General features: G+C 61.4%; 18 protein-coding genes. 4 read left to right on the top strand and 14 right to left on the bottom strand.

The features are described 5' to 3' along the window. Nucleotides 1-5: 5 nt before the first annotated feature. The 3 genes from folP to rlmE all read right to left on the bottom strand — a co-directional run bounded on the left by folP (nucleotide 6) and on the right by rlmE (nucleotide 3,598). Complete coding sequence (gene folP / locus ACIPZB_RS22470) at nucleotides 6-857, bottom strand: dihydropteroate synthase (RefSeq protein ID WP_008098908.1); 852 nt, start codon at nucleotides 855-857, stop codon at nucleotides 6-8. An 8-nt stretch (nucleotides 858-865) separates the two neighbouring features. Beyond that, complete coding sequence (ftsH, locus tag ACIPZB_RS22465) at nucleotides 866-2,770, bottom strand: ATP-dependent zinc metalloprotease FtsH (RefSeq protein ID WP_043274065.1); 1,905 nt, start codon at nucleotides 2,768-2,770, stop codon at nucleotides 866-868. A gap of 201 nt (nucleotides 2,771-2,971) precedes the next feature. Continuing rightward, nucleotides 2,972-3,598 carry a 23S rRNA (uridine(2552)-2'-O)-methyltransferase RlmE gene (gene rlmE / locus ACIPZB_RS22460; protein ID WP_008098904.1) on the bottom strand — a complete coding sequence of 209 codons (627 nt, stop codon included), beginning with the start codon at nucleotides 3,596-3,598 and terminating at the stop codon, nucleotides 2,972-2,974. A gap of 102 nt (nucleotides 3,599-3,700) precedes the next feature. Here rlmE and yhbY point away from each other — a divergent pair, with 102 nt between their 5' ends. Next, complete coding sequence (gene yhbY / locus ACIPZB_RS22455) at nucleotides 3,701-4,009, top strand: ribosome assembly RNA-binding protein YhbY (RefSeq protein ID WP_008098902.1); 309 nt, start codon at nucleotides 3,701-3,703, stop codon at nucleotides 4,007-4,009. A 68-nt stretch (nucleotides 4,010-4,077) separates the two neighbouring features. Here the strand turns inward: yhbY and ACIPZB_RS22450 are convergent, their stop codons facing one another. The 8 genes from ACIPZB_RS22450 to grpE all read right to left on the bottom strand — a co-directional run bounded on the left by ACIPZB_RS22450 (nucleotide 4,078) and on the right by grpE (nucleotide 14,501). Then, nucleotides 4,078-4,527: a hypothetical protein gene (locus tag ACIPZB_RS22450; RefSeq protein WP_008098900.1), complete on the bottom strand. Its 450-nt coding sequence runs from the start codon at nucleotides 4,525-4,527 to the stop codon at nucleotides 4,078-4,080. Further along, entirely contained in the window at nucleotides 4,505-4,987 is a 483-nt protein-coding gene (greA, locus tag ACIPZB_RS22445; RefSeq protein WP_008098898.1) for a transcription elongation factor GreA, read from the bottom strand. Before greA ends, ACIPZB_RS22450 begins: the two co-directional genes overlap by 23 nt. After that, a complete protein-coding gene (gene carB / locus ACIPZB_RS22440; RefSeq protein WP_400642719.1) occupies nucleotides 4,984-8,205 on the bottom strand; it encodes a carbamoyl-phosphate synthase large subunit in 3,222 nt (1,073 codons plus the stop codon). Before carB ends, greA begins: the two co-directional genes overlap by 4 nt. 106 nt (nucleotides 8,206-8,311) lie before the next feature. Continuing rightward, a complete protein-coding gene (gene carA, locus ACIPZB_RS22435) occupies nucleotides 8,312-9,448 on the bottom strand; it encodes a glutamine-hydrolyzing carbamoyl-phosphate synthase small subunit (protein ID WP_400642718.1) in 1,137 nt (378 codons plus the stop codon). A 325-nt stretch (nucleotides 9,449-9,773) separates the two neighbouring features. Next, complete coding sequence (dapB, locus tag ACIPZB_RS22430; RefSeq protein ID WP_400642717.1) at nucleotides 9,774-10,580, bottom strand: 4-hydroxy-tetrahydrodipicolinate reductase; 807 nt, start codon at nucleotides 10,578-10,580, stop codon at nucleotides 9,774-9,776. Nucleotides 10,581-10,593: 13 nt separating this feature from the next. Beyond that, nucleotides 10,594-11,718 carry a molecular chaperone DnaJ gene (dnaJ, locus tag ACIPZB_RS22425; RefSeq protein WP_008096229.1) on the bottom strand — a complete coding sequence of 375 codons (1,125 nt, stop codon included), beginning with the start codon at nucleotides 11,716-11,718 and terminating at the stop codon, nucleotides 10,594-10,596. Between the two features lie 201 nt (nucleotides 11,719-11,919). After that, nucleotides 11,920-13,845, bottom strand: coding sequence for a molecular chaperone DnaK (dnaK, locus tag ACIPZB_RS22420; protein WP_008096230.1), 1,926 nt, complete (start codon nucleotides 13,843-13,845; stop codon nucleotides 11,920-11,922). A 101-nt stretch (nucleotides 13,846-13,946) separates the two neighbouring features. Further along, nucleotides 13,947-14,501 (bottom strand): nucleotide exchange factor GrpE, encoded by a 555-nt coding sequence (gene grpE, locus ACIPZB_RS22415; protein ID WP_400642716.1) that lies wholly within the window; start codon nucleotides 14,499-14,501, stop codon nucleotides 13,947-13,949. Nucleotides 14,502-14,692: 191 nt separating this feature from the next. Between grpE and recN the strand changes: the two genes are divergently transcribed. Then, nucleotides 14,693-16,366: a DNA repair protein RecN gene (gene recN / locus ACIPZB_RS22410; RefSeq protein ID WP_400642715.1), complete on the top strand. Its 1,674-nt coding sequence runs from the start codon at nucleotides 14,693-14,695 to the stop codon at nucleotides 16,364-16,366. A gap of 219 nt (nucleotides 16,367-16,585) precedes the next feature. Here recN and fur read toward each other — a convergent pair whose 3' ends face one another. After that, nucleotides 16,586-16,990: a ferric iron uptake transcriptional regulator gene (fur, locus tag ACIPZB_RS22405; protein WP_008096237.1), complete on the bottom strand. Its 405-nt coding sequence runs from the start codon at nucleotides 16,988-16,990 to the stop codon at nucleotides 16,586-16,588. Nucleotides 16,991-17,087: 97 nt separating this feature from the next. Here fur and ACIPZB_RS22400 point away from each other — a divergent pair, with 97 nt between their 5' ends. After that, nucleotides 17,088-17,627 (top strand): outer membrane protein assembly factor BamE, encoded by a 540-nt coding sequence (locus tag ACIPZB_RS22400; protein WP_400642713.1) that lies wholly within the window; start codon nucleotides 17,088-17,090, stop codon nucleotides 17,625-17,627. A 64-nt stretch (nucleotides 17,628-17,691) separates the two neighbouring features. Here ACIPZB_RS22400 and ACIPZB_RS22395 read toward each other — a convergent pair whose 3' ends face one another. Continuing rightward, entirely contained in the window at nucleotides 17,692-18,126 is a 435-nt protein-coding gene (locus tag ACIPZB_RS22395; RefSeq protein ID WP_400642712.1) for a type II toxin-antitoxin system RatA family toxin, read from the bottom strand. Between the two features lie 163 nt (nucleotides 18,127-18,289). Between ACIPZB_RS22395 and smpB the strand changes: the two genes are divergently transcribed. Beyond that, nucleotides 18,290-18,772 (top strand): SsrA-binding protein SmpB, encoded by a 483-nt coding sequence (gene smpB / locus ACIPZB_RS22390; RefSeq protein WP_008096242.1) that lies wholly within the window; start codon nucleotides 18,290-18,292, stop codon nucleotides 18,770-18,772. Between the two features lie 125 nt (nucleotides 18,773-18,897). On the opposite strand, the gene ACIPZB_RS22385 is transcribed toward smpB, so the two are convergent. After that, complete coding sequence (locus ACIPZB_RS22385) at nucleotides 18,898-19,665, bottom strand: GntR family transcriptional regulator (RefSeq protein WP_008096244.1); 768 nt, start codon at nucleotides 19,663-19,665, stop codon at nucleotides 18,898-18,900. Nucleotides 19,666-19,734: the final 69 nt, after the last annotated feature.

Here is a 19,734-nt window from a genome sequence, read left to right as displayed (position 1 = left end):
TGTTCTTATTCGGCGTTCTGTACTGCAGCGATCATACGTACGACATCGACGGTTTCGGCCACATCATGGACGCGCAGGATACTGGCCCCCTTGGTCATGGCCAATGCCGCCAGCGCCAGGCTGCCATACAACCGCTCTGCGACCGGACGATCCAGCGTCAGGCCGATCATGCTCTTGCGTGAAACGCCCACCAGCAGCGGACGCCCGAGGCGATAAAGCGCCTCCATATGTTTGAACAGGCTCAGGTTATGCGCCAGCGTCTTGGCGAAGCCGAAGCCCGGATCGAGAATGATGCGCTCCGCACCAATGCCCGCCGCCGCGCAAGCTGCCATACGCTGCTCAAGATAACGCGTCACATCTGCGGTGACATCTTCGTAATGCGGGTCATCCTGCATAGTCCCCGGCTCGCCGCGCATATGCATCAGGCACACCGGCAAACCGGTATCCGCTGCCGCATCCAGGGCGCCATCGCGCTCCAGAGCTCGCACGTCGTTGATCAGGCCAGCACCAAGGCGCGCCGACTCACGAATCACCGCAGGCGTAGAGGTATCGACCGAGATCACCACGTCCAGGCGGCTGTTGATGGCCTCGACCATCGGCGCCACCCGCTCCAGCTCTTCGGTCACGGAGACCGCCCGGGCACCGGGCCGGGTCGACTCGCCACCGATATCGATCAGCGTGGCGCCCGCCGCGACCATGGCCTCGGCATGGCGCAACGCTTCATCGCGCCGATTGAAGCGCCCGCCATCGGAGAAGGAGTCGGGGGTGATATTGAGAATACCCATGACATGGGTACGGGACAAATCAAGAACCCGGTTGCCGCAAGGCAACCGGGTCGGGTACAGCTGTGAGCTCATAAGTGCCCTTAGTGTTGAGCCGCTGGTCCGCCGATCGGCGATTCCGGACGATCGTTCTGAGCAGCAGGAGTGCCCGAAGTCTTGTCGTCATCCCAGTCACGCGGTTCACGCGGCGTGCGACCAGACATGATGTCTTCGATCTGCTCGGCGTCGATGGTCTCGTACTTCATCAGCGCTTCGGCCATGGCATCGAGCTTGTCGCGGTTCTCGGTCAGCAGCTGCTTGGCAGTGGCATAGCACTGGTCGATGATGCTGCGCACTTCGGAGTCGATCAGCTTGGCGGTTTCACCGGAAACGCTGGCGTGCTGGCTACCGGCACTGCGGCCGAGGAATACCTCGCCCTCTTCTTCCGCGTACATCAGCGGGCCGAGCTTCTCGGAAAGGCCCCACTTGGTGACCATGTTACGGGCGATCTGGCTGGCCCGCATGATGTCGTTGGAGGCACCGGTGGTGACACCGTCGAAGCCCAGGGTCATCTCTTCGGCGATACGGCCGCCGTACAGCGAGCAGATCTGGCTGATCAGGGCACGCTTGGACAGGCTGTAACGGTCTTCCTCGGGCAGGAACATGGTCACACCCAGCGCACGACCGCGCGGGATGATCGAGACCTTGTAGACCGGGTCGTGCTCAGGCACCAGGCGACCAACGATGGCGTGGCCCGCCTCGTGGTAAGCGGTGTTCTGTTTTTCCTTCTCGGACATGACCATGGTTTTGCGCTCGGCGCCCATCATGATCTTGTCTTTGGCCAGCTCGAACTCTTTCATTTCGACCAGGCGCTTGTTGGAGCGAGCGGCGAACAGCGATGCCTCGTTGACCAGGTTGGCCAGGTCGGCACCGGAGAAGCCTGGGGTACCACGGGCAATGACCGCCGGATTGACGTTCTCGCCGATCGGCACCTTGCGCATGTGCACCTTGAGGATCTGCTCACGACCACGGATGTCCGGCAGGCCAACCACCACCTGACGGTCGAAACGGCCGGGACGCAGCAGCGCCGGGTCGAGGACGTCCGGACGGTTGGTGGCGGCAATGACGATGATGCCATCGTTCATTTCGAAGCCATCCATCTCTACCAGCAGCTGGTTGAGGGTCTGCTCACGCTCGTCGTGACCGCCGCCCATGCCGGCGCCACGGTGGCGACCAACGGCGTCGATTTCGTCGATGAAGATGATGCACGGCGCATGCTTCTTGGCCTGCTCGAACATGTCACGCACACGGCTGGCACCCACACCGACGAACATCTCGACGAAGTCCGAACCGGAAATGGTGAAGAACGGCACCTTGGCTTCACCCGCGATGGCTTTGGCCAGCAAGGTCTTACCGGTACCGGGCGGGCCGACCATCAGCACGCCGCGCGGGATGCGGCCACCCAGGCGCTGGAACTTGCCCGGATCGCGCAGGAACTCGACCAGCTCGCCAACCTCTTCCTTGGCCTCGTCGCAACCTGCAACGTCAGCCAGCGTGGTCTTGACCTGGTCTTCGGACAGCAGGCGCGCCTTGCTCTTGCCGAAACTCATCGGGCCGCCCTTGCCGCCCGCGCCACCTTGCATCTGGCGCATGAAGAACATGAATACGGCAATGATCACCAGAATAGGGAAGCTCGCTACCAGCAGCTGGGTCCAGATGCTCTGCTGCTCAGGCTGCTTGCCCTCGACGACCACGTGGTTGTCGACCAGGTCGCCGATCAGGCCATTGTCGGTAATGGCCGGGCGAACAGTCTTGAAGTTGTCGCCATCGGCGCGCTTGCCGGTAATGATGTAGCCGTCGACGGTCACACGCTCGACCTTGCCATCCTTGACCTGCTGGATGAAGTCGGAGTAGTTGAGGGTCTGCGGCTCGTTAGGGCTGGAGAAGTTGTTCATCACTGTCACCAGGACAGCTGCGATGATCAACCACAGGATCAGATTCTTTGCCATGTCGTTCAATTCGCTACCCTCTGAGGCCGGCGCACGACGCAGCCGTGCCTCGCATGATATTCATCGCCCTAACTTACTACATTACCTACGCAGCCGCAGGCACCGTCTGTAACCCTTTGTGAAGCTAGACTACACGAAGTTCGGACGATCCAGACGGGAGGGCCGATTGGAAATAACTATCGACCACCCGCAGCACGTTTTTCAAACGCCTTTGAAACCTTTGCCCAACAGGTACTGCTCACGGGAACGGTCCCGCGAGGAGGACGGCTTGCGCATTTGTACCTTGTCGAACTTGGTGCGCACATCCTTCAGGTACATATCGAAGCCTTCGCCCTGGAAAATCTTGATCAGAAAATCACCGCCAGGCTTCAACACGCGGGTTGCCAGATCCAGCGCCAGCTCGCAGAGGAACATGGCGCGCGGCATGTCCACTTCGGGCGTACCACTCATATTGGGGGCCATGTCGGAAATCACAAGGTCTACATGCGAATCACCGACCGCCTCCAGAATCTGCTGGAGCACTGCGTCATCGGTGAAATCACCCTGGATGAAGGTCACGTCAGGGATCGAGTCCATTTCCAGGATGTCGGATGCGATCAACCGGCCCTGGCCACCAATCAGACGACTGGTCACCTGCGACCAGCCACCGGGCGCCGCGCCAAGGTCGATTACACTCATGCCTGGGCGAATAAGGCGGTCTTTCTCCTGGATCTCCAGCAGTTTGTAGCTCGCACGCGAGCGGTAGCCATCCTTCTGCGCCTGCTTCACAAAAGGGTCGTTAAAATGCTCTCGCAGCCAGTTTGCGCTGCTTTTGGAACGTTGTACCACGGGGCACCTCGATGATATGCGTCGTGATTGACTGGGCGGAGCCGGTGGCCCTCGGGTAAAATGCCGGTCAATTTTACAGAATCAGACGGAAAGGGTCAGATTATGCCGCTCAATAACGAGCAGAAGAAGCAATACAAGTCCATTGGTCATGACCTGAAGCCGGTCCTGATCGTTGCTGGCAACGGTTTGAATGAAGGCGTCGTCGCCGAACTGGATCGCGCCCTGGCCGACCATGAGCTGATCAAGGTCGAAATTCGTTCGGAAGATCGCGAAGAACGTGCCGCCACCATTGCCGAACTGTGCAAGGCCGGCCGCGCCGAGCTGGTGCAGACCATCGGCAAGAAAGCGCTGATCTACCGCAAGAACCCACAGCCGAACAAGCAGCTGTCCAACATCCACCGTTACAAGTAACGGTTCAGGGAACTGCTGCCCAACCCAGTGTGGGAGCCAGCTCCCACAAGGGCCGCAGCATAGCCTTGTCAGTGGCGCGCTTTGCGCGCCCTGACCGGGACTGGCTGAGCTACCAGCACGATGCCGGAGAAGCCCAGCACCAGGAAACAGAACATCTGCCAGCGCTCGCCGACCGAGATGCCATAGCGCAGGAAGTAGTACCCCACGCAGGCCGCAAAGCCGAGCAACAGCATCTGGCCGCGGAACTGCCGCCACCAGGCTGACAGCCCGTCGACCCTCGCCAGTACCGCCAGCTGCGTCAGCAGCCCGAGCAACGCCACGCCAATCAACCAGCGGTCAATCTGCCCGGCGATGTCCTGTACCAGCAAGGGTGCCAGGCCACTGACCTTGAGCGCCGGCACCAACCCTACATGGAAAACCCACAGGCCACCGACCCAGAATACCTGGGCCAGTTGCCAGAGGATCCCCTCAAGGGATGGCGCCCGCAGGCGCCGGTCAGATGTGCTTGACTTCGACAATCTCGTACTCGACCGTGCCACTCGGCGTCTTGACGACGACAGTATCACCTTCTTCCTTGCCGATGATGGCACGAGCAATGGGCGCACCGCTCGAGAGCTTGCCCTGCTTCACGTCGGCTTCATCCTCGCCGACGATCTGGTAGGTCACCTCGTCATCGGTTTCGGTATTGGCCAGCACCACGGTGGTGCCGAAAATGACCTTGCCGGTGTGAGGGATAGTGGTCACATCGATCACTACCGAGTTCTGCAGACGGCCTTCGATATCGCGGATACGCGCCTCGACCATGCCCTGCTCCTCACGGGCGGCATGGTACTCGGCGTTTTCCTTGAGGTCGCCCAGCTCACGCGCTTCACCGATCGCCTGGCTCAGGCGCGGGCGCTCGGTCTTGCTCAGGAACAGGTGCTCCTCTTCCAGGGCGCGAGCGCCCTGGACGGTCATCGGGTATTTGGTAATGCTCATGCTTCAAGTCCTGCATGCAGATCCTGCAAGCGACGAACGGTCTTTTCAGGGCCGAATTTCAGCGCTTCGCAGATGGCTTCACCTGCCGCAATGGTCGTGGTGCAGTAGATCTTGTGCTGCAACGCATTGCGACGAATCGAGTAGGAATCGGCGATCGACTGGCGGCCTTCGGTGGTGTTGATGATCAGCGACACTTCGTCGTTCTTGATCATGTCGACCACGTGCGGGCGACCCTCGGTCACTTTGTTCACACGGCGTACTTTCAGGCCGGCCGCTTCGATGACCTTGGCGGTACCGACAGTGGCGACCACTTCGAAGCCCAGGGCGATCAGGTCGCGGGCAACGCCAGCCACTTGTGGCTTGTCGTCGTCACGCACGCTGATGAACGCGGTACCGCCGGTTGGCAGCACTTCGCTGGCACCCATCTGGGCTTTGGCGAAGGCCTCTCCGAAGCTGTCGCCGACACCCATGACTTCACCGGTGGATTTCATCTCAGGGCCGAGGATCGGGTCAACCCCTGGGAACTTGGCGAACGGGAAGACGGCTTCCTTGACGCTGTAGAAGTTCGGGATGATTTCCTGGGTGAAGCCCAGCTCTTTCAGGGTTTTGCCGGCCATGACGCGGGCCGCGATCATCGCCAGGGAGGTGCCGATGCACTTGGAGACGAACGGCACGGTACGCGAGGCGCGCGGGTTGACTTCGATCACGTAGATCTTGTCGCCCTGCAGGGCCAGCTGCACGTTCATCAGGCCGACAACGCCCAGCTCCAGGGCCATTTTCTTGACCTGTACGCGGACTTCGTCCTGCACTTCCTTGCTCAGCGAGTAAGGTGGCAGCGAGCACGCCGAGTCACCGGAGTGAACGCCGGCCTGTTCGATGTGCTGCATGATCGCGCCGATCACCACGTCGGTGCCGTCGCAGACCGCATCCACGTCCATCTCGATGGCGCAGTTGAGGAAGTGGTCGAGCAGCACCGGGCTGTCGTTGGAAACCTGTACCGCTTCACGCAGGTAGCGCTTGAGCTCGTCCAGCTCGTAGACGATCTCCATGGCACGGCCACCCAGTACGTAGGACGGACGCACGACCAACGGGTAACCGATACCACCCGCGGCGCGGATGGCTTCGTCTTCGCTGCGCACGGTGGCGTTTGGCGGCTGCAGCAGGCTCAGGCGCTGAACCATCTGCTGGAAGCGCTCGCGGTCTTCGGCGCGGTCGATGGCATCCGGGCTGGTACCGATGATCGGTACGCCGGCCTCTTCCAGGGCGCGAGCGAGTTTCAGCGGCGTCTGGCCACCGTAGTGGACGATGACGCCCTTCGGCTTCTCGACGCGGCAGACTTCCAGCACGTCTTCCAGGGTCAGCGGCTCGAAGTACAGGCGGTCGGAGGTGTCGTAGTCGGTGGAGACGGTTTCCGGGTTGCAGTTGACCATGATGGTCTCGTAACCGTCTTCACGCAGCGCCAGGGCCGCGTGCACGCAGCAGTAGTCGAACTCGATGCCTTGGCCGATACGGTTCGGGCCGCCACCCAGGATCATGATCTTGTCGCGGGTCGACGGGTTGGCCTCGCACTCTTCCTCATAGGTCGAGTACAGGTAGGCGGTGTCGGTGGCGAACTCGGCAGCGCAGGTGTCGACGCGCTTGTACACCGGGAACACTTCCAGCTTGTGGCGGTGACGACGCAGGTTCTTGTCGGTGATGCCGAGCAGCTTGGCCAGACGCTGGTCCGAGAAGCCCTTGCGCTTGAGGCGCAGCATGTAGTCTTTGTCGATGGCCGACAGGGCCAGGGTCTTGACCTTCTCTTCTTCCTTGATCAGATCTTCCATCTGAACCAGGAACCACATGTCGATGCCGGTCAGGGCGAAGATTTCTTCGCAGGTCATGCCCGAGCGCATGGCGTCAGCCACGTACCAGATGCGTTCGGCACCCGGCACGGTCAGCTCGCGCTTGAGGATGGCGGCAGCTTCAGGGCTGGCCAGGTCGACTTTCGGATCGAGACCGCAAGCACCGACTTCCAGGCCGCGCAGGGCTTTCTGCAGGGATTCCTGGAAGGTACGGCCGATGGCCATGACTTCACCCACGGATTTCATCTGGGTGGTCAGGCGGGCGTCGGCTTTCGGGAATTTCTCGAAGGCAAAGCGCGGCAGCTTGGTGACGACGTAGTCGATCGATGGCTCGAAGGAAGCCGGGGTGCGGCCGCCAGTGATGTCGTTCTGCAGCTCATCGAGGGTGTAACCAATGGCCAGCTTGGCGGCGATCTTGGCGATCGGGAAGCCGGTGGCCTTGGAAGCCAGGGCGGACGAACGCGATACGCGCGGGTTCATCTCGATCACGACCATGCGGCCAGTGTTCGGGCAGATACCGAACTGCACGTTGGAACCACCGGTTTCGACACCGATTTCACGCAGCACCGCCAGCGAGGCGTTGCGCATGATCTGGTATTCCTTGTCGGTCAGGGTCTGCGCTGGAGCAACGGTGATCGAGTCACCGGTGTGCACGCCCATCGGGTCGAAGTTCTCGATCGAGCAGACGATGATGCAGTTGTCCTTTTTGTCGCGGACCACTTCCATCTCGTACTCTTTCCAGCCGATCAGCGATTCGTCGATCAGCAGCTCTTTGGTCGGCGACAGGTCCAGACCACGGGTGCAGATTTCTTCGAACTCTTCACGGTTGTAAGCAATACCACCACCGGTGCCGCCCATGGTGAACGACGGGCGAATGATGCACGGGAAGCCGAGCTTTTCGAGGACCGCATTGGCCTCTTCCATGCTATGGGCGATACCGGAGCGCGGGCACTCCAGGCCGATGTCCTTCATCGCCTTGTCGAAGCGCGAACGGTCTTCAGCCTTGTCGATGGTGTCGGCGTTGGCGCCGATCATCTCTACGCCGAACTTCTCCAGAACGCCATGGCGCTCCAGGTCCAGGGCGCAGTTCAGTGCGGTCTGGCCACCCATGGTCGGCAGTACCGCGTCTGGGCGTTCTTTTTCGATGATCTTGGCCACCGATTGCCACTTGATCGGCTCGATGTAGGTAGCGTCGGCCATCGACGGGTCGGTCATGATGGTGGCTGGGTTGGAGTTCACCAGGATGACGCGGAAACCTTCCTCGCGCAGGGCTTTACAGGCCTGGGCGCCGGAGTAGTCGAATTCGCAGGCCTGGCCGATCACGATCGGGCCAGCGCCGAGAATCAGGATGCTTTTGATGTCTGTACGTTTTGGCATGGTTGTCACTCAAATCCGCGGGTCAGTCGGCAAGCCGTCTTGAACAATCTGGGTCAGGCGCTTCCGGGCGCGGCGCGAGCCGCCCCGGGGCCTTGATGCAGGATGCTCAGCGGCGCTTGGCCATGGCATCGGTGAAACGATCGAACAGTGGCGCGACGTCGGTCGGGCCTGGGCTCGCTTCAGGGTGGCCCTGGAAGCTGAACGCGCACTTGTCGGTGCGCTCGATGCCCTGCAGGGTACCGTCGAACAGCGACTTGTGGATGGCGCGGACATTGCCCGGCAGGGTAGCTTCGTCGACGGCGAAGCCGTGGTTCTGGCTGGTGATCATGACCACGCCGGTGTCCAGGTCCTGGACCGGGTGGTTGGCACCATGGTGGCCATGGCCCATCTTGACGGTCTTGGCGCCGGAGGCCAGGGCCAGCAGCTGGTGGCCGAGGCAGATGCCGAATACCGGGATCTCGGTTTCAAGGATTTCCTTGATCGCCTGGATCGCGTAGTCGCATGGCTCGGGATCGCCAGGGCCGTTGGACAGGAACACGCCATCAGGGTTGAGGGCGAGCACTTCGCTGGCCGGCGTCTGGGCAGGCACCACGGTCACACGGCAGCCACGGGCAACCAGCATGCGCAGGATGTTCAGCTTGACGCCGTAGTCGAAGGCGACCACGTGGTACGGCAGGTCGGCGGCTTCGAGGGTCGGGTGGCTGTCGGTTTTCAGCTCCCACACGCTGGAGCGCCACTCGTAGCGTTCCTTGGTGGAAACGACCTTGGCCAGGTCCATGCCCTTCAGGCCTGGGAAGGCGCGGGCAGCGGCGATGGCGGCTTCTTCGCTGATGTTGTCACCGGCGAGGATGCAACCGTTCTGGGCGCCCTTTTCACGCAGGATACGGGTCAGGCGACGGGTGTCGATGCCAGCGATGGCGACGACATTGTTGGCCTTGAGGTATTCAGGCAGCGACTGGGTGTTACGCCAGTTGCTGGCCAGCAGCGGCAGGTCACGAATGACCAGGCCAGCGGACCAGACGCGGTCCGACTCGGCGTCTTCCGGCGTGGTGCCGGTGTTGCCGATGTGCGGGTAGGTCAGGGTAACGATTTGCTGCGCGTAGGAAGGGTCTGTAAGGATTTCCTGGTAGCCGGTCATAGCGGTGTTGAATACCACCTCACCAACGGTCTGACCGTCGGCACCAATGGCTTCACCGCGAAAAATACTGCCGTCGGCAAGGGCGAGTATGGCTGGCTTTGTCAAGAAGACCTCCCGTAAATCAAGCATGAAAGGGCGATCGCAGGTTGCAAAAAAGCGGAGTGACGTATGGACACGTCACCCCGCTTTTATGTGCTGAATTCAATTCGCTGCGCGCTTTTAGTGGACACACTAAAGCTGTAGCTTACAGAAAAGTGCGTTTTGGGTCTACCGTATATGTGTCTCTAAAACACATGATTGCGACAAGGGGTGCTTTGCACCCCATCGCCGGCAAGCCAGCTCCTACAAGCACCCCGCAAAACTCAAGGCATGCGCCGTACCTGTGGGAGCCGGCTTGCCGGCGATAAGGCCATCAGCAACGCCGCAAGACTCAGCGCAGCTCAAGCACATCCTGCATGTCATACAGGCCCGGCTCGCGCCCTTCCAGCCACAGCGCCGCACGCACCGCACCCTTGGCAAAGGTCATGCGGCTGGACGCCTTGTGGGTGATCTCCACACGCTCGCCTTCGGCAGCGAACAGCACGGTATGGTCACCGACCACATCCCCGGCACGCACCGTGGCAAAACCGATGGTCTGACGCTCGCGCGCACCGGTCTGCCCTTCGCGACCGTAAACGGCCACTTCCTGCAGGTTACGGCCCAGGGCCTGGGCAACCACTTCACCCATGCGCAGCGCGGTACCCGACGGCGCATCGACCTTGTGCCGGTGGTGCGCCTCAAGGATCTCGATGTCCACGTCATCACCCAGCACCCGTGCTGCGGTATCCAGCAACTTCAGGCACAGGTTGACGCCAACGCTGAAGTTGGCCGCGAACACGATGGGGATTTCCTTGCCCGCTTCGACCAGCAGCTGCTTCTCCTCGGGCGTGAAGCCCGTGGTGCCGATCACCATGGCCTTGCCCGCCTTGCGGCAGAACGCCAGGTTCTTCAGGGTTACCGAAGGATGAGTGAAGTCGATCAGCACATCGAACTCTTCGGCCACCTTGGTCAGGTCGCCGGAGATCGGCACACCGATACGGCCCAGGGCCGCCAGCTCGCCTGCATCGGCGCCGACCAGCGAGCTGTCGGGGCGATCGACCGCGGCGGTCAAGCCGGCCAGCGGTGCCTGTTGCTGCACGGCCTCGACGAGGGTCTTGCCCATCCGCCCAGCCGCGCCCATCACTGCAATACGTCGCATAGCCATTTCCTTATCAGAGATCGCCGAAGAAGCGCTTCACGCCATCGAACCAGCCACTGGCCTTTGGCGAGTGAGAGCTGTCACCCTCGAGCGAATCACGCAGCTCTTCGAGCAGCTCGCGCTGACGACGGCTGAGGTTGACCGGGGTCTCGACCGCGACGCGGCACAGCAGGTCACCCGCACCACCGCCACGCACCGGCGCCACACCCTTGCCGCGCAGACGGAACTGCTTGCCGGTCTGGGTGCCTTCCGGGATTTTCAGCTTCACCCGACCATCCAGCGTCGGCACTTCCAGCTCACCACCCAGGGCGGCATCGGTATAGCTGATCGGCACTTCGCAATACAGGTGCTTGCCGTCACGCTGGAAGATCTCGTGCTCGCGCACATTGATCACTACATACAGGTCGCCGGTCGGGCCACCGTGGGTGCCCGCCTCGCCTTCGCCAGACAGACGAATGCGATCGCCGGTATCGACGCCAGCCGGCACCTTGACCGACAGGGTCTTGTATTCCTCGACGCGGCCTTCGCCGTGGCACGAGCCGCACGGGTCGGTGATGATCTTGCCCTGGCCATGGCAGCGCGGGCAGGTCTGCTGCACCGAGAAGAAGCCTTGCTGCATGCGCACCTGGCCGATACCGCCACAGGTCGGGCAAGTGGACGGGGTCGAGCCCTTCTTGGCGCCGGAGCCATCGCAGGGTTTGCAGTTGACCAGCGTGGGAACGCGGATATTGACCGTGGTGCCACGCACCGCTTCTTCCAGGTTCAACTCCAGGGTGTAGCGCAGGTCGCTGCCGCGCTGGGCGCCGCCACGCGAGCCGCCGCGGCCGCCACCGAAGAAATCACTGAAGACATCACCGAAGATGTCGGAGAAGTTGGCGCCGCCGAAGCCGGCACCACCGCCACCCATGCTCGGGTCGACGCCGGCATGACCGTACTGGTCGTATGCCGCGCGCTTGCTGGCGTCGGACAGCACTTCGTAGGCCTCGTTGGCCTCCTTGAACTGCTCTTCCGACTCTTTGTCACCCGGGTTGCGGTCAGGGTGGTACTTCATCGCCAGGCGGCGATAGGCCTTTTTGAGATCACCTTCGCTGGCGCCACGCTCGACGCCGAGGACCTCATAATAATCACGCTTTGCCATAGGTCATTTGCACTCTTGAGGGCGTTCGGCATACCTCTGCGCTATGCGCTGTGCCGCAGCACCTGCCGCCCCGTGGGCTTTGACAGATGCTGTAAAAATTCTCGTATTCCAGACACACCAACGCGGGAGCAAGCCCCCGCGCGGCGACATCCTACCAGCTCACCGCCAAACGGCGGTGAGCTGGCCGACAACATGCAGGGATTACTGCTTGTTGTTGTCTTTTACTTCTTCGAACTCGGCGTCAACCACGTCATCGTGCTTGGCTTCCGGCTCGGCCTGCTGGGCGCCGCCCTGAGGCTGTTCAGCCTGTTGCTCGGCGTACATCTTCTGAGCAACCGGAGCCGAGACTTTCGACAGCTCTTCGACCTTGGCGTCGATGGCAGCCTTGTCGTCGCCTTTGACAGCGGCTTCCAGGGCAACCACAGCCGCTTCGATGGCAGTCTTCTCTTCGGCAGTGACCTTGTCACCGGCGTCAACGACCATCTTGCGGGTCGAGTGAACCAGCGCGTCACCCTGGTTACGGGCAGCGGCCAGCTCTTCGAACTTGCGGTCTTCCTCGGCGTTGGCCTCGGCGTCACGCACCATGCGCTCGATCTCTTCGTCCGACAGACCGGAGTTGGCCTTGATCACGATCGACTGAGTCTTGCCAGTAGCCTTGTCTTTCGCACCCACGTGCAGGATGCCGTTGGCGTCGATGTCGAAGGTCACTTCGATCTGCGGAACGCCACGTGGTGCTGGCGGAATGTCAGCCAGGTCGAACTTGCCCAGCGACTTGTTCTGCGCAGCCTGCTTACGCTCACCTTGCAGCACGTGGATGGTCACGGCGCCCTGGTTGTCGTCGGCAGTCGAGAACACCTGCGACTTCTTGGTCGGGATGGTGGTGTTCTTCTCGATCAGCGCGGTCATCACGCCGCCCATGGTTTCGATACCCAGGGTCAGCGGGCTGACGTCCAGCAGCAGTACGTCTTTCACGTCACCGGCCAGCACCGCGCCCTGGATGGCAGCACCCATGGCAACCGCTTCGTCCGGGTTGACGTCTTTACGTGCTTCCTTGCCGAAGAAGTCGGCAACGGCCTTCTGCACCATCGGCATACGGGTCTGACCGCCGACCAGGATCACGTCGTCGATCTTGCTCGCGTCGATGCCGGCATCTTTCAGGGCGATGCGGCAAGGCTCGATGGTACGGTTGACCAGGTCTTCGACCAGCGACTCCAGCTTGGCGCGGGAGATCTTCACGTTCAGGTGCTTAGGACCGGTGGCATCTGCAGTGATGTACGGCAGGTTGACGTCGGTCGACTGCGTGGACGACAGCTCGATCTTGGCCTTTTCAGCGGCTTCTTTCAGACGCTGCAGGGCCAGCGGGTCGTTCTTCAGGTCCATGCCGGACTCTTTCTTGAACTCGTCGACGAGGTAGTCGATCAGGCGCATGTCGAAGTCTTCGCCACCCAGGAAGGTGTCGCCGTTGGTGGCCAGTACTTCGAACTGGTGCTCACCGTCGACTTCGGCGATTTCGATGACCGATACGTCGAAGGTACCACCACCCAGGTCATAAACGATGACGGTGTGGTCGCCCTTGGCCTTGTCCATGCCGTAAGCCAGCGCAGCGGCGGTCGGCTCGTTGATGATACGTTTTACGTCCAGGCCCGCGATGCGGCCGGCGTCTTTGGTGGCCTGACGCTGGCTGTCGTTGAAGTAGGCCGGAACGGTGATGACCGCTTCGGTAACTGGCTCGCCGAGGTAGTCTTCGGCGGTCTTCTTCATTTTCTTCAGGACTTCGGCGCTGATCTGCGGCGGAGCCATTTCCTTGCCAGCAGCCTCGACCCAGGCGTCACCGTTGTTCGCCTTGACGATCTTGTAGGGCACCAGCTTGATGTCTTTCTGCACGACATCTTCTTCGAAGCGGCGGCCAATCAGGCGCTTCACTGCGAACAGGGTGTTGTGCGGGTTGGTCACAGCCTGGCGCTTGGCCGACTGACCGACCAGGATTTCGCCGTCGTTGGCGTAGGCCACGATCGAAGGGGTGGTACGCGCACCTTCGGCGTTTTCGATGACCTTGACGTTACCGTTTTCCAGAATGGAGACGCACGAGTTGGTGGTCCCCAGGTCGATACCGATGATTTTGCCCATGTTTACTCTCCCGAAACTTGAATTTGGTAGCAGCGACTACGTTGGCCAACTGCGGAAATACTTGAAGGCTTGACACTTAGATGGGGATGCCCCAGCGGATTTCAAGCCTTCTCATCGATCGAAGGTTGCGGCGCGGCCGGCGCCTTGCTGACCACCACCATGGCAGGGCGCAGCAGGCGGCCGTTGAGCAGGTAGCCCTTCTGGAACACGTTCAGCACGCTGTTCGGCTCCAGCTCGGCGCTTTCCTGCATGGCCATCGCCTGGTGATGCTCGGCGTTGAACGGCTGGCCGCGCGGGTCGATGGCTTCGAGGTTGTAACGCTTGAGGGTGTCCTGGAACATCTTCAGGGTCAGTTCGACGCCTTCACGGATCTTCTTGACCTGCTCGTCTTCGGCACTGGAGTGGGCCAGGGCCAGTTCCAGGCTGTCGATCACCGGCAGCAGGTCGCCAGCGAACTTCTCCAAGGCGAACTTGTGCGCCTTTTCCACGTCCTGTTCGGCGCGGCGGCGGATGTTCTGCACCTCGGCAGCGGTACGCAGGGACTGATCCTTGGCGGCGGCCAGCTGCTCCTCGAGCACCTGCACGCGGGTACCGAGATCCTCTGCACCTGCCGCTTCGGCGTTAAGGTTTTCTTGATCCAGCTGTTCGTCAGCCATGGGGTCTCTCCTCCGTAATTTCTGTTGTACGAGCAAAGCTCGCCGTGTCTGCCGGCTATATGGGGCCGGAAAAAGCAGCTTCAAGGGGCAAGTGGCTTTTCCGGGCACACACAAAATCTGCCGGAGGGCATTGGCAGGGTCAAAAAAAGTACTGTATAAATAACCAGACTTGATCTTCGGGAGCCGCCCCCATGCTGGTGCACCTGTCCATTCACAACTACGCCATCGTCGAACACCTCGACCTCGAACTTGCCCGTGGCATGTCGGTCATCACAGGCGAGACCGGCGCCGGCAAATCGATCATGCTCGACGCCCTCGGCCTGGCCCTGGGCGATCGCGCCGACAGCGGCGTGGTGCGTCCCGGCGCCGACAAGGCGGACATCCTCGCCACCTTCGACCTGGCGGACATTCCCGAAGCACGCACCTGGCTCACCGAGCGCGACCTGGACAACGACGGGCCGTGCATCCTGCGCCGCGTCATCACGGCCGAGGGTCGCAGCCGTGGCTACATCAACGGCACGCCCTGCCCCCTTGGCGACCTGAAGGCGCTCGGCGAGCTACTGATCGATATCCACAGCCAGCACGAGCACCAATCGCTGCTCAAGACCGACACCCACCGCCGCCTGCTCGACGAGTACGCGGGCGCCATCGACCTGGCTCGCCAGGTGCAGCTTGCGGCCAAGCGCTGGAACCAGACACGCCTGGAACTGGAGCGTCTGTCCAACTCCGGTGACGAACAGCGCGCCCGTCATCAGCTGCTGAGCTACCAGCTGGAAGAACTGGACAACCTGGGCCTTGGCGAAAACGAGCTGGAGCAACTGGAACAGGAGCACAAGAACCTGACCAATGCCGAAGCCCTGTTCGGCATCTGCCGCCAGGTCATCGACCAATGCAGCGAGAGCGACTCGGGCAACGTGCTCAGCGCCCTGACCTCCAGCCTCAACCGCCTGGGCGCCGCGACCAATTCGCCGAAGGCATTGGGCGAGGCGTCAAACCTGATCGCCAGCGCACAGATCCAGATAGAAGAAGCGATGGGTGAGCTCAACCGCTTCCTCGACAATTTCGATGCCGACCCGATGCGCCTGCAAGCGCTCGAGGAACGCCTCGACACCATCTATACCCTGGCGCGCAAACACCGGGTGCACCCCACCGAGCTGCCGCACCTGCAGCAGCGGCTGATGGAAGAACTGGAAGGCCTGAATGCCAGCGATGAGTCGATCGAGCGGCTAGGTGAAGAATTGGCGGCCTTCGCGCAGCATTACCAACAACGGGCCATCGAGCTGAGCGCCCTGCGCCAACAGGCTGCACAGCAATTGGCGATTGCCGTGGAACAGGAAGTCCAGCGCCTGGGCATGCCGGGCGGGCGCTTCTGCATCGAGCTCACGCCTAACGAAGGCAGCGACCTTTCCCCACACGGCCTGGAGCAGATCGAGCTGCTGGTCAGCGCCAACCCCGGGCAACCGCTCAAGGGCCTGGCAAAAGTCGCTTCGGGTGGTGAACTGTCACGTATCAGCCTGGCGATCCAGGTCATCACCGCGCAGACCTCGCGCATTCCGACACTGGTGTTCGACGAAGTTGATGTGGGCATCGGCGGGCCGACAGCCGAGATCGTCGGGCAGCTGCTGCGCCGGCTGGGCGAGCGCGGCCAGGTGCTGACCGTGACCCACCTGCCGCAGGTGGCCGCGCAAGGGCATCATCATTTATTTGTGCACAAGGTGCGCAAGAGCGACACCACACATACCGCAGTGGCCAGCCTGGGCAAGCGCGAGCGGGTCGAGGAAGTGGCGCGCATGCTGGGTGGCATCGATTTGACCAAGGAATCGCTGGCCCATGCGCGCAAGATGGTGGTGTCTGGCAAGGCTTGATGTCGCTCGCTAGCGCGGTAATTGTAGGAGCGGCCTTGTGTCGCGAAAGGGCCGCAAAGCGGCCCCCGGAATCCAGTGGCGCCGCGTAAATTGCTGGGGCTGCTTTGCAGCCCTTTCGCGACACAAGGCCGCTCCTACAGGAATACCCGACAATACATTCTCCAGAAAGCACAAAGGCGACCCTAGGGTCGCCTTCGCTATTCATAACGATCTAAATCGTTACTTTTTCTTACGCACATACAGGACCAGGTTATGGTCCACCAGCTCGTAGCCATGCTCGGCCACGATCTCCTTCTGACGCCGCTCGATTTCGGCATCCATGAATTCGATCACTTCGCTGGTCTCCACGTTGACCATATGGTCGTGGTGACCGCCGTCCGCCAGCTCGAACACCGCGTGACCGCCATCGAAGTTGTGACGCACTACCAAACCCGCCGCTTCGAACTGGGTCAGTACGCGATAGACGGTTGCCAGACCGACATCCTCGCCAGCCTCCATCAGCGCCTTGTAGACATCCTCGGCGCTCATGTGACGTTGCTCGGTCGAATCGAGCATCTGTAGGATCTTGACTCGAGGCAGGGTCACCTTGAGACCGGCTTTGCGCAATTCGCTATTTTCAACCATGGTCAGCTTTCTCGCCGATGCTGCTTCGCAGCTTCTCTTAATACGGGTATGATCGGGGTTTACGTTGTCCAGCCAAGATAGTGGAAGTCGCCCACCGATGCAAAACACCAAGCTCTTGCTAACCAGCCTCACCCTAGTGGGACTGCTCGCACTCGCCGGTTGCTCGTTTCCCGGGGTTTACAAAATCGACATCCAGCAGGGCAATGTCGTTACGCAAGACATGATAGACCAATTACGCCCCGGAATGACCCGTCGGCAAGTAAGGTTTATCATGGGCAACCCGCTGATTCAGGATACGTTCAACACCAACCGTTGGGACTACCTGTACAGTTTGCAGCCAGGTGGCGGACAACGCCAGCAAGAACGCATGAGTATCTTCTTCAACGACAGCGACCAACTGGTCAGCCTGTCCGGAGACTTCATGCCAGGCGTGAGCCGCGACCAGGAAATCCTGGGTGGCAGCAGCGACACCACGGTCAGCCCGGCAACCCAGTCCGAGCAGCCCACGCAGCAGCCTGAACAACCTGAGAAACCAGCCAAACCAGGCTCGGTGGAAGAATCCATCCAGCGCGAAATCGACACCATCGAAACCACTCCGGTGCCGACCCCCGCGCCGCTGGAAACCTCGCCGCAGTAAATGCAGGCGACATGAAAAAGCCCGGACAAGTCCGGGCTTTTTTGTGTTCGCTCTTCAGGGGCGATCAGGCATGGAGCTGCTTGGCCCGCTGGCAGAACGCATCTACCAGGGTATTGGCCGCCTGGTTGAACAGTGGCCCCAAGGTAGCCCGCACGATGGGCCCGGCATAATCGAAGGACAGGTCCAGGCTGATCTTGCAGGCCTTTTCACCCAGCGGCTTGAACACCCACACGCCATGCAGCTGAGTGAACGGCCCTTCTTCCAGGTTCATCTCGATGGACTGCCCCGGGACCAGCACATTGCGCGTGACGAAATGCTGGCTCATACCGCCCTTGGCCACCTCCAGCTTGGCGCGCATGTGCGTATCGCTGGCTTCGATCACCGTCGAGGCCGAACACCAGGGCAAGAATTTCGGGTAGCTGGCCACATCGTTGACCAGATCGTAAAGCGCCTGGGCAGGGTACGGCAGCAGGGCGGAGCGTTGAATATGGGTAGTCATCCAGGCGTCACTTCCAAGGCTGGGTGGCGGCGCTTCGCAGCGTGCCGAAAACAGGTTCTGTGCGTATGACAGGGCCTGTATTGTCCGGTATTCAATGCAGTGGCTCAAGCACACCGAAATCCCATAGCCGACGACGCTGTGACTTGCCTATAATGCCGCCCCTATGGCTAAGCAAAAGAAACATCCGACCGGGACCATCGCGCAAAACAAGAAAGCGCGACACGATTACTTCATCGAACACAAGTTCGAGGCCGGACTGGTCCTGTCCGGTTGGGAAGTAAAAAGCCTGCGGGCCGGCAAGGCGCACCTGACCGACAGCTACGTGCTGCTCAAGGATGGCGAAGCCTGGCTGTTCGGCAGCCACATCACCCCGCTGACTACCGCCAGCACCCACGTCATCGCCGACCCGATCCGTAGTCGCAAGCTGCTGCTGAACAAGCGCGAGCTCGAGCGCGTGGAAGCGGCGGTGGCGCAAAAGGGCTACACCTGCGTGGCCCTGGCGCTGTACTGGAGCAAGCACCTGATCAAGTGCGAGATCGCGCTGGGCAAGGGCAAGAAAGAATTCGACAAGCGCGACACTGTGCGCGAGCGCGATTCCAACCGCGAGCTGCAGCGTGCGGTGCGCAACAAGGGCAAGGAAGAGTAAGACTTCTTTTAGCCTGTTGCGGCCTTATCGCCGGCAAGCCGGCTCCCACAGGGGGGCAGCACATGTCTTGAGACATGCGCCGAAACCTGTGGGAGCCGGCTTGCCGGCGATAGGGCCGCTGAATATCACCGCCCGCTGCGCCGCTCCGCCCGCGCCACCCGCTGGGCCTCGTCCTGCGCCTCTTCCAGCACCTCCTGCACATACAGAATGTGCCGGCTGGACACCTCCCGCGCATCCTCCGCCCTGCCCTCGACAATCGCCAGGTACAACTCGCGGTGCTGACTGATCAGCATGTCGCGCGTCTCGGTACGCTGCTGGTACATGCCACCAATGTTGGTCACCACATTGCGTTTGAGCAGGTCGAACAACCCGCGAATGGTATGCAGCAAAACGGCATTGTGGCTGGCCTCGGCAATCGCCAGGTGAAACCGCGCATCCGCCGCACCCTCCTCCGCACGCGTTACCTCATCCGCCCGCGAATAGCAGTCCTGCAAGGTATCGAAAGCCGCTTTCAGCCGAACACGATCGGGCTCGGTGGCGCGCTGGGCCGCGTAATACGCGCAGGAAGCTTCGAGGGTATGACGAAACTCCAGCAGATCACGCTGCGCCTCGGGGCTGTGCTCGAGCAACTGCAACAGCGGATCACTGAACGTCGAGCCCAGCGACTCGGCCACATAGTTGCCGCCACCCTGGCGACTGACCAGCAAGCCCTTGGCCACCAGCTTTTGAATCGCCTCGCGCAGTGACGGGCGCGACACGCCGAACTGTTCGGCAAGGGCGCGCTCGGCCGGCAGCCGCTGCCCGGAGGTCAGCGTGCCTTCGAGAATCATCCCTTCCAACCGATCGACGATGTCGTCGGACAGGCGCCGTTGGCGGACCTGATCAAAAACCATCACATGCTCTCCACAAACCCCCGGCAGATTTCAGGGGGCGCCTATTCTCGCCGATCCGGCCCACGCCAG

The sequence above is a fragment of the Pseudomonas sp. NPDC089396 genome (assembly GCF_044749545.1).
Lineage (GTDB): Bacteria > Pseudomonadota > Gammaproteobacteria > Pseudomonadales > Pseudomonadaceae > Aquipseudomonas.
Note: the sequence above shows the minus strand (reverse complement) of the source record. Positions and strands in the feature narration are given on the sequence as shown.

Bases quoted from the DNA above. Each gene is read 5' to 3' on its own strand.
- dapB (WP_400642717.1), bottom strand. From the start codon at position 10,580: ATGCGACGTATTGCAGTGATGGGCGCGGCTGGGCGGATGGGCAAGACC.
- recN (WP_400642715.1), top strand. From the start codon at position 14,693: ATGCTGGTGCACCTGTCCATTCACAACTACGCCATCGTCGAACACCTC.
- dnaJ (WP_008096229.1), bottom strand. From the start codon at position 11,718: ATGGCAAAGCGTGATTATTATGAGGTCCTCGGCGTCGAGCGTGGCGCC.
- dnaK (WP_008096230.1), bottom strand. From the start codon at position 13,845: ATGGGCAAAATCATCGGTATCGACCTGGGGACCACCAACTCGTGCGTC.
- smpB (WP_008096242.1), top strand. From the start codon at position 18,290: ATGGCTAAGCAAAAGAAACATCCGACCGGGACCATCGCGCAAAACAAG.
- carB (WP_400642719.1), bottom strand. From the start codon at position 8,205: ATGCCAAAACGTACAGACATCAAAAGCATCCTGATTCTCGGCGCTGGC.
- folP (WP_008098908.1), bottom strand. From the start codon at position 857: ATGAGCTCACAGCTGTACCCGACCCGGTTGCCTTGCGGCAACCGGGTT.
- ACIPZB_RS22395 (WP_400642712.1), bottom strand. From the start codon at position 18,126: ATGACTACCCATATTCAACGCTCCGCCCTGCTGCCGTACCCTGCCCAG.
- grpE (WP_400642716.1), bottom strand. From the start codon at position 14,501: ATGGCTGACGAACAGCTGGATCAAGAAAACCTTAACGCCGAAGCGGCA.
- ftsH (WP_043274065.1), bottom strand. From the start codon at position 2,770: ATGGCAAAGAATCTGATCCTGTGGTTGATCATCGCAGCTGTCCTGGTG.
- ACIPZB_RS22385 (WP_008096244.1), bottom strand. From the start codon at position 19,665: ATGGTTTTTGATCAGGTCCGCCAACGGCGCCTGTCCGACGACATCGTC.
- greA (WP_008098898.1), bottom strand. From the start codon at position 4,987: ATGAGCATTACCAAATACCCGATGACCGTCCAGGGCGCTCGCGCCCTG.
- ACIPZB_RS22400 (WP_400642713.1), top strand. From the start codon at position 17,088: ATGCAAAACACCAAGCTCTTGCTAACCAGCCTCACCCTAGTGGGACTG.
- yhbY (WP_008098902.1), top strand. From the start codon at position 3,701: ATGCCGCTCAATAACGAGCAGAAGAAGCAATACAAGTCCATTGGTCAT.
- fur (WP_008096237.1), bottom strand. From the start codon at position 16,990: ATGGTTGAAAATAGCGAATTGCGCAAAGCCGGTCTCAAGGTGACCCTG.